Source organism: Mesorhizobium sp. M7A.F.Ca.CA.001.10.2.1 (genome assembly GCF_003998575.1).
Classification (GTDB): Bacteria; Pseudomonadota; Alphaproteobacteria; order Rhizobiales; family Rhizobiaceae; genus Mesorhizobium.
Genome location: NZ_RZQY01000108.1, coordinates 1 through 12,832 on the forward strand (window position 1 = coordinate 1; position 12,832 = coordinate 12,832).

General features: G+C 63.4%; 11 protein-coding genes and 1 pseudogene. 6 read left to right on the forward strand and 6 right to left on the reverse strand.

Annotation, left to right across the window (positions count from 1 at the left end; translation table 11 throughout):
• A pseudogene (locus EN964_RS09985) lies at window positions 1–381 on the reverse strand (purine-nucleoside phosphorylase); the annotation flags it as partial.
• 87 nt (window positions 382–468) lie between these two features.
• The gene (gene cckA / locus EN964_RS09990) at window positions 469–3,042 is read right to left on the reverse strand and encodes a cell cycle histidine kinase CckA (protein WP_127271307.1); all 2,574 of its coding nucleotides are present in this window, start codon (window positions 3,040–3,042) and stop codon (window positions 469–471) included.
• Between the two features lie 223 nt (window positions 3,043–3,265).
• Between cckA and EN964_RS09995 the strand changes: the two genes are divergently transcribed.
• The gene (locus EN964_RS09995) at window positions 3,266–4,009 is read left to right on the forward strand and encodes a flagellar biosynthetic protein FliO (RefSeq protein WP_127271309.1); all 744 of its coding nucleotides are present in this window, start codon (window positions 3,266–3,268) and stop codon (window positions 4,007–4,009) included.
• A 204-nt stretch (window positions 4,010–4,213) separates the two neighbouring features.
• On the opposite strand, the gene dksA is transcribed toward EN964_RS09995, so the two are convergent.
• Complete coding sequence (dksA, locus tag EN964_RS10000) at window positions 4,214–4,630, reverse strand: RNA polymerase-binding protein DksA (RefSeq protein ID WP_013531862.1); 417 nt, start codon at window positions 4,628–4,630, stop codon at window positions 4,214–4,216.
• A 330-nt stretch (window positions 4,631–4,960) separates the two neighbouring features.
• Between dksA and EN964_RS10005 the strand changes: the two genes are divergently transcribed.
• From EN964_RS10005 to EN964_RS10020, 4 genes are all read left to right on the forward strand, one after another.
• Window positions 4,961–5,464 carry a histidine phosphatase family protein gene (locus tag EN964_RS10005; protein ID WP_127270625.1) on the forward strand — a complete coding sequence of 168 codons (504 nt, stop codon included), beginning with the start codon at window positions 4,961–4,963 and terminating at the stop codon, window positions 5,462–5,464.
• Window positions 5,465–5,527: 63 nt separating this feature from the next.
• Window positions 5,528–7,006, forward strand: a complete 1,479-nt coding sequence (locus EN964_RS10010) for a YcjX family protein (RefSeq protein WP_127270623.1) — start codon at window positions 5,528–5,530, stop codon at window positions 7,004–7,006.
• The gene (locus tag EN964_RS10015; RefSeq protein WP_127271311.1) at window positions 7,003–8,091 is read left to right on the forward strand and encodes a YcjF family protein; all 1,089 of its coding nucleotides are present in this window, start codon (window positions 7,003–7,005) and stop codon (window positions 8,089–8,091) included. The genes EN964_RS10010 and EN964_RS10015 overlap by 4 nt, the downstream gene beginning before the upstream one ends.
• A gap of 135 nt (window positions 8,092–8,226) precedes the next feature.
• Window positions 8,227–8,781, forward strand: a complete 555-nt coding sequence (locus EN964_RS10020) for a hypothetical protein (RefSeq protein ID WP_127276332.1) — start codon at window positions 8,227–8,229, stop codon at window positions 8,779–8,781.
• A gap of 108 nt (window positions 8,782–8,889) precedes the next feature.
• Here EN964_RS10020 and EN964_RS10025 read toward each other — a convergent pair whose 3' ends face one another.
• The 3 genes from EN964_RS10025 to EN964_RS10035 all read right to left on the reverse strand — a co-directional run bounded on the left by EN964_RS10025 (window position 8,890) and on the right by EN964_RS10035 (window position 11,597).
• Window positions 8,890–9,156 (reverse strand): hypothetical protein, encoded by a 267-nt coding sequence (locus EN964_RS10025; RefSeq protein WP_127271315.1) that lies wholly within the window; start codon window positions 9,154–9,156, stop codon window positions 8,890–8,892.
• A gap of 182 nt (window positions 9,157–9,338) precedes the next feature.
• Window positions 9,339–10,547, reverse strand: coding sequence for an MFS transporter (locus tag EN964_RS10030; protein ID WP_127273253.1), 1,209 nt, complete (start codon window positions 10,545–10,547; stop codon window positions 9,339–9,341).
• Window positions 10,548–10,607: 60 nt separating this feature from the next.
• Window positions 10,608–11,597 (reverse strand): AraC family transcriptional regulator, encoded by a 990-nt coding sequence (locus EN964_RS10035; protein ID WP_023813030.1) that lies wholly within the window; start codon window positions 11,595–11,597, stop codon window positions 10,608–10,610.
• 161 nt (window positions 11,598–11,758) lie between these two features.
• Here EN964_RS10035 and EN964_RS10040 point away from each other — a divergent pair.
• Window positions 11,759–12,832 (forward strand): monovalent cation:proton antiporter-2 (CPA2) family protein (locus tag EN964_RS10040; protein ID WP_206528704.1); only part of this gene is annotated, 1,074 nt, incomplete at its 3' end.

Here is a 12,832-nt window from a genome sequence, read left to right on the forward strand (position 1 = left end):
GCCAGCGGGTCCATAAAGGACGAAAACCTGGCCGCTCTGGGCGCTTTCCGCCTGCGCCGATTGCGAGATGACAAGGCTGCGCAGTTTTGCCTTTGCGGTCAGGCTGCCGCAGGTGCCGGTGCGGATCAACGTCCGGGCGCCATAATGGTCCAGCAGTTCATGCGCATAGATCAGAAACGATGAAACGCCGATGCCCGTCGCCTGGATGCTGACGGGTTTGCCGCCAAACAGCCCGGTGAAGCCAAGTGCGCCGCGGCGGCGATTGATGCAGCGCGGCGCTTCCAGGAACGTTTGCGCCATCCACTCGGCGCGCTGCGGGTCACCCGGTAACAAAACCGTGTCGGCGTAGTCGTCCTTGTCCGCTTCGTTGTGCGGCGTCACCAGTTGCTCCCCCTAAGCCTTCCAGCCGTTTCACCCGCAATCATGGCGTTGTCACGGCGTTGTGCAAGATGGAACATGGGAAAGGCTCTAAGACTCCAGCACGTCCTTGACGATCGTCGCCAGTTGCTTGAGCGAAAACGGCTTGGGCAGAAAGCCGAAATGCGCATCTGCCGGGAGGTTTCTGGCGAATGCGTCCTCGGCGTAGCCGGACACGAAGACGAACTTGATGTCCGGCTGGCGCTTGCGCAATTCACCAAGCAGTGTCGGTCCGTCCATTTCCGGCATGACCACGTCGGAAACGACGATATCGACCTTGCCGCCCAGTGCCTCGAACACTTCCAGCGCCTCGACGCCCGACGATGCCTCGTGCACGGTGTAGCCACGCGAGGTCAGCGCCCGCATGCCGCCCATGCGCACGGCATCCTCGTCCTCGACGAGCAGCACCGTGGCCGAGCCCGACAGATCCTTGGCCGGATCGGCGACCTTTGTCGGCGCCGCCGGCGCATCGCCGGGCTCGCCTGCTTTTTTCGCTTCGGCGATGTGACGCGGCAGGAAAATGCGGAAGGTCGAGCCTTTGCCGACTTCGGAATCGCAAAAGATGAAGCCGCCGGTCTGCTTGATGATGCCGTAGACCATCGACAGGCCAAGGCCGGTGCCCTTGCCGACTTCCTTGGTGGTGAAGAAAGGCTCGAAAATCTTCTTCAGCACGTCGGGCGCGATGCCGCTGCCGGTGTCCTCGACTTCGACCACGACATAGTCCGCCGGGGCGAGTTCGCGGTAGGAAAAGGCCTTGCACTCCTCGGCGGTCACATTGCGGGTGCGCACGGTGAGATCGCCGCCCGCCGGCATTGCGTCGCGCGCGTTGACCGCAAGGTTGACGACCACCTGCTCGAACTGCCCGATATCGACCTTGACCGGCCACAGGTCGCGGCCATGGTCGACCTTCAGCTTGATGTCGTTGCCGACCAGGCGGGCGAGCAGCATCCTGAGATCGGCGAGCACGTCGGTCAGGTTGAGCACTTCCGGCCGCAATGTCTGCTTGCGTGAGAAGGCCAGAAGCTGCCGCACCAGCGAAGCCGCCCGGTTGGCGTTCTGCTTGATGTTCATGATGTCGGGGAAGGAGGGGTCCGACGGACGGTGGTTGGTCAACAAAAGGTCGGACGCCATGATGATGGCGGTCAGCACATTGTTGAAATCATGCGCGATGCCGCCGGCAAGCTGGCCGACCGCCTGCATCTTCTGGCTCTGCGCCATCTGCCCTTCGAGCGCCTTCTGCTCCGTCGTCTCGACGGCGTAGACGATGGCCGACTCCTCGGCGCCCTCGCCACCGGTGCCGTCGGCGACGGCGTTGACGTAGAAGCGGATGTGCCGTTCGTCGTTGCCGGGCAAAAGCGTGTCGATCGGCTCGATGTCGGCCTGCCGCTGCTGCGCTTTCTCGAAGGCAGCCGCGAAGGCCGGCCGGTCGCGTTCGTGGATCACCGTGTCGAGCCTTACGCGACGGTCGACGGCGTCGCGATCGACGACAGACGAAAACAGCGACAGGAACGGCGCATTGGTGCGCAGGATGCGCCCATTGTGGTCGACGCCGGCGATCGCCATCGGTGTCGAGTTGAAGAAGCGGGTGAAGCGCACTTCCGAAGCCCGCAAATCGGCAGAGGCATCCTCGCCTTGCGTGCGGTTGAGCACGATCGTGCGTGTCGGCCCGTTCAATCCTTCGCGGCTGGCCGAAACACGGTGCATGAAGCGCACCGGCAGCGCTTCGCCCGTCGTGGTCGTCAGGTCGAGATCGATCACCGCGTTGCGTGTGGTGCCGGGGTCGGCCTTGACCGAGCGGACCAGCGCCATGCCGTCGCCGGCCACGATCTCCGACAGAGACACGGCGCCGGGCGTGAAGCTGGTGAGGTCGATGCCCAGCCATTCGGCGAGCGTGGCGTTGATATAGGTGACGCGGCCCTCCTGGTCGGCCGAAAAGAAGCCGGCCGGCGCGTGGTCGAGGTGATCGATCGCCTTCTGCAGGTCGAGGAAGAAGCGCTCCTGCTCGGCCCGCTCCTGCGAGATGTCGGCAAGCTGCCAGGCCAGCATCGGCAGCCGCTGGCCTGGAACGCTGAAGGCGCGGGCGCGGGCCCGGTACCAGCGGGCGCCAGGCTCGGCACCGGGCCGAATGGACTGTGCGAGCCTAAACTCGCCGTCGCCCGACTGGCCGTCGCGCAGGCCGGACGCCAGGCGATAGATCGTCACCGAGGCTTCGGGGACATCCGAGAGCAATCCCTCGACGGTCTTCAGGTCGGCAGCGGACGATGCTCCGGTCATATCCGCATAGGCGCGATTGGCGTAGACGACGCGGCCCTTGGTGTCGGTGACGAGAAGCCCCTGCGACATCGAATCGACGAAGGATTTCGACAGTTCGTCGCCTGTCGAGCGTGGCGTGACCTGCACGAAGCCGATCGCCGTCGCGAACAGGAAGCCGACGCCGATCATCGCCAGCACGCCGAGCATGCCGAGCAGGAAAGGATCGCCGAGGCGCTCGCGGAAAAGCCCGAAGACGATCGCCGCCCCCGTCAGAACGACGATGAAAATGATAAGCCGGGTGACCGCGCCGGGTCGCGTATTCTGGTCGACGATCGGTACCGGATAGAAATCGCCGCGCGCTTCCTTGGCCATGTGCCCCCTGCTCGTGAATTCCGGTGTTCCGACACCCGCCCCTAGCGGGTTGAATCACATTCTCCTAGTCCGGAAAAGGCCTGGGCGGCAAATGTCGGATAAAAATGATGTCTTCCGGGCTTCGGAGTTTTTCTAGCTGTTCACCGGCGTGAAACGCAACTTGCGGTGGCCCGCTGCAACGGTCTAGTGTCTCGTCACTTCCAAGGGCGATCAGGGGAACCCAATGCAATGGCTCGATAGCGTGGCAGGTCCCGGTTATGCCGCAGCATTGTTGTGGACGTTTGCAGCGCTTGTCCTGCTGGTCATCGTTCTCGTCATCATAAAGCTGGTGCGCAACCTGACATTCGGAACCTTCGTCGCCGGTGGCCGGAACCGCAAGACGCGACTGGCCGTCATGGATGCCACCGCCGTCGACAGCCATCGCAGGTTGGTGCTGATACGCCGTGACGATATCGAGCACCTGCTTCTGATCGGCGGCCCGACTGACGTCGTCGTCGAGCGCGATATCCGACTTTCGGCGCTACGCCGGCCGGCATTGACTGGAGACGGTGGCTTGCAGCCGGTCCCGGCCACCGCGGCCCCGGCAGCAACAAGGCCACGTCCGCCGCAACCCGCTCCGCCGCCGGCGAGACAGGCACCCGCTCCACAGCCGGTGAACACGACGCCCGCCCGCCCGCGTCCAACAGCGCCGCCGGCACCTGCAACGAAGCCGGCAACGCAAAGCTATCAGCCGACCAATGTCACGCCGTTGCCGGCCTACGGCTCCGCCAATGCCAACACCGCCCGGCACGCCCCGCCACCACCGCAGCCGGTGCAGGACAGCATCGACGACACGCTGATGAGGGAGCTCGAAGTGTCGCTGGACCAGCCCCGTTCGGGCGGCCCGGTGGGCAAGCCGGCGGCGCCGCAGTCGCTCGACGACGAGATGACCAAGCTTCTCGGCGAACTCTCCAGTCAGAAGAGATGAGCGGCGGCCGGGTCGCTATCCCGCGAAACATCGTCGCCGGTCCGCTGCCGAACCACCTCGTCCAAGCGCCAAATATCAAGGGTTTGCGGCCTTCGCGCGCCTCAGAGCGGTGGATGCCGCACCAATAGAAATGGCCGGAAAACCGGCCATTTTCAGGATCGAGTTCGTTCGGGACAGCCGGCCGTGCGCCGCCGGCCTTGACCTTCAGTCGTCGCGATAGACTTTTTCGCGGCGCTCATGCCGCTCCTGCGCTTCGATCGACAATGTCGCGATCGGACGCGCATCGAGCCGCTTCAGCGCGATCGGCTCGCCGGTCTCTTCGCAATAGCCGTAAGTGCCTTCGTCGATGCGCTGCAGGGCGGAGTCGATCTTTGCAATGAGCTTGCGCTGACGGTCACGGGCCCTGAGTTCGATGGCACGGTCGGTTTCCGAAGAGGCGCGGTCGGCCAGATCGGGGTGGTTGGCGTTTTCTTGCTGCAGGATTTCCAGTGTTTCGCGCGCTTCGCGCAATATGTCATTCTTCCAGGTGACGAGCTTTGAGCGGAAGTAGGATTTCTGCCGCTCGTTCATGAACGGCTCGTCTTCGGAGGGTACGTAATCGGCGGTAACGATGTCGTTCATTCGACTCACCCAAACTGCCCCAAATTTGGCGCCTATATATTCGTCGTCCGACGCCTGCACAAGCGCAATCGGCCGCTGTTTCACGCAATTGTTAAAGTATCCCGCCACGGGTCTTTGCAGCCGCGTACGGTCGCTTTGGTACAAACTCCGCCGAGACACTTTGGATCCGGTGGCACATGCTTTCCGAGATCGGCCGTGATCCCGGGGCGATACGCAAGCGCCTTTGCAGCAAGCAGCATTGGGTGATTCGCTGTGTTTGAAGAGCACGGGCATTGTGCGCAACGCCGTTCTCGTGGCTAATCCCGGGAGGCTTCGGCATTCGGAGGTTGGGTGAGCAGGCTTTATCTGTTGCGACATGCAAAGGCTGGCTGGGCACTGCCCGGCATGCGGGATTTCGATCGCCCGCTCGACGCGTCCGGCCGTTCCGATGCCGAAATGATGGGCGCCGCCATGCGCTCCCGCCTCTATGTTCCGGACCGCACACTCTGCTCCAATGCCAAACGCGCCAAGGAGACGCTGGAAGGCCTGGCCGGCCAGACCGACACCGGCCGGGTCTTGTTCTTCGACGCGCTCTACAGCGCGGACGCGGCCGGTTACCTCCACCTTATCCGCGACAATGGCGGATCGGGCTCATTGCTGGTCATTGGCCACAACCCGATGATGGAAGACCTCACCATGGCAGTTTCGGGCGACGGCGACGAAACCGCGCGGGCCACGCTGAACCACGGGTTTCCGACCGCAGGCCTGGCGGTCGTCCGCTTCGACGGCGATCTTGCCAGCGCCGCTCAAGGCGCCGGCTATCTCGAAGCGTTCCTGACGCCGGCCGATCTCTGAAGCCATTTCAAAGCCTGGTTGTAGAGCCTATATCGGGCGGACCGAAGTCCGAGAGAGCATATTTTGGCATCATCGCTGACCACCTTCACCGACGAGGCGAGGATTGCCCTCGACACGCTGTCAGGCCGCGCCACCGGGCTTTTTTGCCCATCGCTGCGCCTCGGCGTGACCGGATTGTCCCGCGCCGGCAAAACAGTGTTCATATCGGCCCTAGTCCACAATTTGATCCATGGCGGGCGCCTGCCGCTGTTCGAAGCGCAGAAATCGGGTCGCATCGCCCGCGCCTTCCTCGAGCAGCAGCCCGACGACGCGGTGCCGCGTTTCCAGTACGAGGACCACATTGCCGCCCTGCTCAACGACCGCGCCTGGCCCGATTCGACGCGCGCCATTTCGGAACTGCGGCTGACCATCGAATATGAATCGGCCTCCGGCTGGAGCCGCATGTTTTCCTCGGGCAGACTGTCGGTCGATATTGTCGACTATCCCGGCGAATGGCTGCTCGATCTGCCGCTGCTCGGCAAGTCCTTCGCCGATTTTTCGCAGGAAGCCTTCGAAATGGCCGTTCTGCCGGTGCGCGAGGACCTGTCGCAGAGCTGGCGGGCGTTGTCGGCCGGGATCGATCCGAACGCCGATGCCGACGAGATGACGGCGCGCCGGCTAGCCGAGAACTTCGCCGCCTATCTGAAGGCCTGCAAGCTCGACGAGCGGGCGCTTTCGACCTTGCCGCCCGGCCGCTTCCTGATGCCTGGCGATCTCGAAGGCTCGCCGGCACTGACCTTCGCGCCCCTGGCCGGGATCGGCGACAGGCGTCCGCGCCCGGGGTCGCTGCACGCCATGATGGACAGGCGCTATGAGGCCTACAAGACGCATGTCGTCAAACCCTTCTTTCGCGAACACATCACCCGCCTCGATCGCCAGATCGTGCTGATCGACGCCATGCAGGCGCTGAACGCCGGCCCCGGCGCCATGGCCGACCTGGAACGCGCGGTGACCGAGATCCTCAGCTGTTTCCGACCTGGCCGGGGCAGCTTCCTCACCGATCTGTTTTCGCGGCGCATCGACCGCATCCTGGTTGCCGCGACCAAGGCCGACCATCTGCACCACGAAAGCCATGACCGCCTGCAGGCGATCGTGCGGCGGCTTGCCGACCGAGCCGTGGCACGGGCGAATTTCACCGGCGCCGATGTCGACGTGGTCGCCATGGCGGCGGTGCGCGCGACGCGCGAAGGCACCGTCAAGCAAGGCCGGGAGACGTTGCCAGTCATTATCGGCACGCCGATCGCCGGCGAGAGGATCAACGGTGAAACTTTCGATGGAAAAACTGAAACAGCCATATTTCCTGGTGACTTACCGGAGAAAATTGATGCAGTTTTTGATCTTTCGGGAGCCGATCACAAGCAGGATGCCGCGGACCCTGCAATCCGCTTCGTCCGTTTCCGTCCGCCAAAGCTAGAACGAACGGCTGAAGGTATCACCCTGTCGCTGCCGCATATCAGGCTCGACCGTGCCTTGCAGTTCCTGATCGGAGATCATCTGGCATGACCGCGCCCCGCAAGCCGGCAGCGTTCCGGATCGAACCGGAAACCCCACCGAGACAAACGGCCCCTGAGCCGCGCCCCCAGGCCGATGCCCAGCGCAAACCGCGCGCGATGAAGACCGATGTCGCGATGGTCCTCCCGGCGGAAGTCGATGTCTTCGACGAGCCCGACATCATTGCCGCGGAGCCGCCACCGGCCATTGCCCCCAGGAAACGCTCGCTGCTCGGCAGCATCTTCTTCGGCGCCTTTGGCGTGCTGGTTTCGCTGGCTGTCGGCTTGTGGACCGACCAGCTCATACGCGACCTCTTTGCGCGCGCCGAATGGCTGGGCTGGCTGGCCGCCGGCATGGCTGCCATCGCCGTGCTGGCGCTTATGGTGATCCTGATTCGCGAATTCCTGGCGATCGGCCGCCTCGCCGAGGTCGAAAAGCTGCAGAAACGGGCGCTCGACGCAATCGAGCGTGACGATCCCAAGGCGGCACGATCGGTCGTCGACGAGCTGTCGGCCTTTGTCGCGGCCAAACCCGAGACCGCGGCCGGCCGGCGCGCGCTGGCCGAACTGCGCGGCGAAATCATCGACGGCGGCAATCTCGTGCGCCTGGCCGAGGCAGAAATTCTGGGCCCCCTCGATGCCAGGGCAAAGGTGATGATCCTCGAGGCCGCCAAACGCGTTTCGCTGGTGACGGCGGTCAGTCCACGCGCACTGGTCGATGTCGCCTATGTCGTATTCGAGGCCGGGCGGCTCATTCGCCGCCTGTCGGAGCTCTATGGCGGACGGCCCGGAACGCTGGGTTTCTTCCGCCTGGCGCGCAGCGTGCTGGCGCATCTGGCGGTTACCGGCTCGATCGCGGTCGGTGACAGTTTCGTCCAGCAGATCGTCGGCCACGGCCTGGCCGCGCGCCTTTCGGCCAAGCTTGGCGAGGGCGTCGTCAACGGCATGATGACGGCGCGCATCGGCATCGCCGCGATGGAGACGGCGCGACCCCTGCCCTTCAGCGCCGCCAAGCGTCCCGGATTGGGCGACTTCCTCTCGGCGCTGACATCGTTCGCAACCAGGAAAGATGGTGAAACGACCCCATCCGGCAAGTGAGACAGGCTGGAGTGTCCGGACATTCGGAATCGTTACCGGACTGCTCTGCCGCGGCTCCTCGGTGACGAAGCATTAACCAATCTTGTTCATGGTCAGACGGGTTCCAAACAGCATCTTTGTTGCCGGGTGTCGTCGATGAAAAGCGTAATTCTATCCAGCGTCCTGCCCCTGGCAACGGTGATTGCGGCAGTCGTCGGCATTGCCGGAGTGGCATCTGCGGCGGAGCCGGACAAGCAGTTCTTCCAGTCTGCTGAAGGCAAGTGGATCGGTCCCGGCGAAATCGTCGCCGGCAAGTACAAAGGCACCAAGTTCAACTGCAGCTTCACCGGCTCGACGCCCGACGGCAAGGTCGGCATGTCGCTCGACGGCGGCTGCCGGGTCGGCATGTTCACCCAGCCGATGTCGGCCAAGATCGAGCGCAAGGGCCGCGAGGGCTACAAGGGCAGCTTTATGGGTGGCGCGGCCGGTTCCGGCCTCGACATCATCGGCGGCAACGTCGTCGATGCCCGCAAAGTGGTCTTCACCATCAACCGCAACCAGCTGCGCGGCGTCATGCAGGCTCGCATCCCTGACGACAATTCGATGACAGTGACTATTGCCGTGCGCGTCGACGACCAGTTGGTGCCGGTGATCGGCATGAGCTTGAAGCGCGTCGACGCAGTCGAAGTCGGCTCCATCGCGCCGAACTGAAATCGCGCCGAACTGAAAATCCGAAAAAAAGGCGGCGACCCCACGGTCACCGCCCTCTCCCTTGACCCATCGAATCAGGCGCTTAGGCCTTGATCTCAAATCAGGGCGTTAGCCTTTGATTGTGGCCGTCAGTTCGTCATAGGCCTTGCAGGCGTCGGCCAATGTCGTAGCGCCCTGATACTTGGTTGTCACCGCCTGGACCTTGGCCGTCAGATCAGCCGCTTTGGACGGGTCCTTGGTAATCGCTTCCTGCAGCGCGGTAGCCATGTCCTGCGCCTTCTTGGTCGCGATTTCCGCCGTGCACTCGGGCGCCTTCGAGCAAGCCGAACCGGCAAGCACCGCCAGGCCGACGGCAACAAACAAAAACTTCTTCATGTCAGTCATCTCCTCAAAAAGGGCGCGACTTGATCGTCGATCACCCTCCAATGGCCGAAGCCGAGCGTCCTTAGCCTTCGATTGCGGCAAGATGCAACGTGTTCCCGGCCTCAACTTGTGTATCGCGCCTGCAACATCGGCGGCGGCCCGGATTCAGGCTATTTTATCAGCGGCAGCAAAGTTCAGCTGCGTGGCTGCAGCAGCGCCAAGACGGCGGTCGATGCGGCAAGGACAGCGGTCAGAGTCAAAGGCCCGGTCGCGCCATAGGTGTCCACGACATAGCCGCCGACAACCGCGCCGATGGTGATGGCAATTTGGAAAGAGGTGACCATCAGGCTGCCCGCTGCCTCCAGCGCATCAGGCGCCGCGCGCGACATATTGGTCGGCAGCACCACCGGCGCCATGCCAAAGGCGAAACCCCACAGCGTAACGAAGCCGAAGGCAACGCCCATATGCGAGCCCCAAAGCACCAAAGTAAGTGCCGCAACCGCCATCAACGCCGCGGTGACTGCGAGGGCCATGTGGATGTTGGTGTCGGCCATGCGGCCGCCGGCAACATTACCGATCACGGCAGCGATGCCAAACCCGAGCAGAGCCAGGGCAATCGGTCCGGTTGTAAGGAGTGTCACCTGTTCGAGGAAGGGACGCACATAGACCGAGCCGGCAAAATGCCCCGTCATCAGCAAAACAATAGCCAGCATGCCGAGTTGGATGCCGCGCCGCCGGGTCAGCCGAAATACATCTGCAAGGCTGTTGCTTGCCGTTGCAGGCAAGGTCGGCAGGCTGAGAAACTGCAGCAGCATGGCAAGCGCGGCCAGCCCCGCCGTCATGGCCATGGCACTGCGCCACCCTATCCAGTCACTGATCAACGCGCCCATCGACGGTGCGGCAATGGTGGCAAGCGAGACGCCGAGGGTGACGATCGCCATGCCCCGACCTGTCGCATTGGCGCCAACCAGCCTCGCCACGACGGCGACCGAAAGTGCCCAGAAAGCGCTGAGAGCGATGCCCAGCCCGGCCCGGCCCAACAGCAACAGCCAGAAATCGGTCGCCAGCGCCGCCAGGATATTGGAACCGACCGCAAGAGCGCTGAGACCAACCAGCACCGCCTTGCGGTTCAAGCGGCCGATGAGAACATTGCTCAACATGGCCGTCACGGCGCCGACGGAAGCGGTGGCGGTGACGACCTGGCCGGCCGTCCCCTCGCTGATGCCGAGATCGCGTGCCATTGGCGTCAGCAGACCTGCGGGCAGGAATTCGGCCGACACCAGGGCAAAGCTGGTGGCCGCCAATGAAATGACCGCGAACCAGGTGGCTGAACTCCACGCGGCTGGTGCATCGGCATCAAGGCCAATCGCGGCGTCTTCAATCTGTAATGTTGTGTCAGTCACGGAAAGATCTCCAAAGTTTGGAGGTCTTAAATAGGCGAGTCCGCTCGGATGATATGTATCTTAGAATCCGAAATTCATATCCATTCGTCCGGGAATTGTGCGGCGCACAACGCCCGGCGAGACATTGGTGATGCGCTTGAACGCGCGCGCGAAGGATGCCTCGGAATCATAGCCCAAACGGGTAGCGACTTCGGCAACCGACAAGCCGTTTTGGCCCAGCAATTCGCGGGCAAGCTGCATACGCAGGCGGGCGAGATAGTGTGCGGCACCCTCCCCCAATACCGCACTGAAACGCTCGGCGAAAATCGAACGCGATTGGCCTGCCACGCCGGCCAGGCTTCCCAGCGTCCAGTTGTGGCCGGGGTCGCGGTGCATGGCCGCCAAAGCGCGGCCTATATGGGGGTCGCGGATGGCTGCGAGCCAACCGGTGGTCGAGGCTCCGTTGCAATTGACCCAGCAGCGTATGAGCCGGGCCGTCAGCAAGTCGGCCATACGCGACAGAATCGTGGCGCTGCCCATCTGCGGTTGCGAGGCCTCCACCGTCATGGCCGCCAGCAAAGGACCGACGACCGGGTCATTGCCGGCCACGTCGCAACCCTTGATGACGGGCGGCATCAACGTTATCAATGGGTTGAGCGCATAGGAGTCCAAGGCCATGGAGCCGCAGAAAAGGGTGCTCGTGGCGCCCGTTCCTTGCCGTACCACTTCGCAGACGTTGCCCCCCAACTTGATCACCTGGCAACCTTCGAGCGAGTCCCCTGCAACGTCCGGCGCGCTCGCCAGCCGATGGGCGATGCCTTGCGGCAGCAGCACCAGATCGCCATCGCGCAACTCCTGCCAGCCTTGCGATTCAGTATGAATCCAGCACGGGCCCTGGCCGACAAAGTGAAACCGAAGCAGCTGTTGTTGCGGAAAGTCTATGCTCCATGGGTGCCGGAGCTCGCAGCGGCCATAGTTGACACCACTCAAGCGAAAGTCTTGCAGAACTTCGCTGAGCGCATCCATCGGGATATGTGGCGTCGAAGACGGACGGGACGAATAGTCAGGCATATACCTGATATAGATGCCGAACGTCCGGCAGGCAAGCGGGGACCGTTGTTCCACCAGGTGAATCGTTGCAGCGGCGCCCTACCCTTCCCGGCAGATTTCTCGCCTTGCCTCCCACTCCAACTGCATGCAAGGAGTTTCTGCTAGACACAGGGACAAGAGGCATGGCGGCGGAAGCATCGGGCAGTGATCTGGTTCAGGTGGTGGCACTGCTTGCTGCCGGCGTCGTTGCCGTTCCGATCTTCAAGCGCATGGGCCTTGGCTCGATCCTCGGCTATCTGGCCGCCGGCGTGGTGATCGGTCCGTTCGGCTTCGGCGTCTTTTCCGAATCGGAAGCCATTCTTCATGTCGCCGAGCTCGGTGTGGTGATGTTCCTGTTCATCATCGGGCTGGAAATGCAGCCGTCGCGGCTGTGGGGCCTGCGCCGTGAGATCTTCGGCCTCGGCGCGCTGCAGGTCGGCGTCTGCGCGCTTCTGCTGACCGGTGTCGGCATGGCTGGAGGGTTTCCGATCGCGCAATCCTTCGTCGCCGGCGCCGGCTTCGTGCTGACCTCGACGGCGATCGTCATGCAACTCCTGGAGGAACGCGGTGAAATCGCCGCACCGAAAGGCCAGCGCATCGTATCGGTCCTGCTGCTCGAGGATCTTGCCATCGTGCCGCTGCTGGCCCTGATCGCGTTCCTGGCGCCCGGCGGTACCGACACCAGCCTGATGGAGCGGCTGACCGAAATCGGCATCGGCCTTGCCGCGATCATCGGCCTGGTGGTGGCCGGCCGTTATCTGCTCAACCCGTTCTTCCGCATCCTGGCGGATGCCCGTGCCCGCGAGGTGATGACGGCGGCGGCACTTCTGGTCGTCCTTGGCTCCGCCCTCGCCATGCAGCTCAGCGGCCTGTCGATGGCGATGGGTGCCTTCCTGGCCGGCGTGCTTTTGTCTGAATCGACCTTCCGCCACCAACTCGAAGCCGACATCGAACCCTTCCGCGGCATCCTGCTTGGCCTGTTCTTTCTCGCGGTAGGCATGTCGCTCGACCTGCATGTGGTCGCGGCGAACTGGCGGCTGATCGCCATCTATGTCGTCGCCTACATGGTGATGAAGGCATTCGGTATCTACATCGTCGCCCGCATCCTGAAATCAGGTCACCGCGAAGCCCTGGAGCGCGCGGTCTTCATGGCACAAGGCGGCGAATTCGCCTTTGTCCTTTACTCGGCGGCCGCGGCGGTCGGCATCATCGATGGC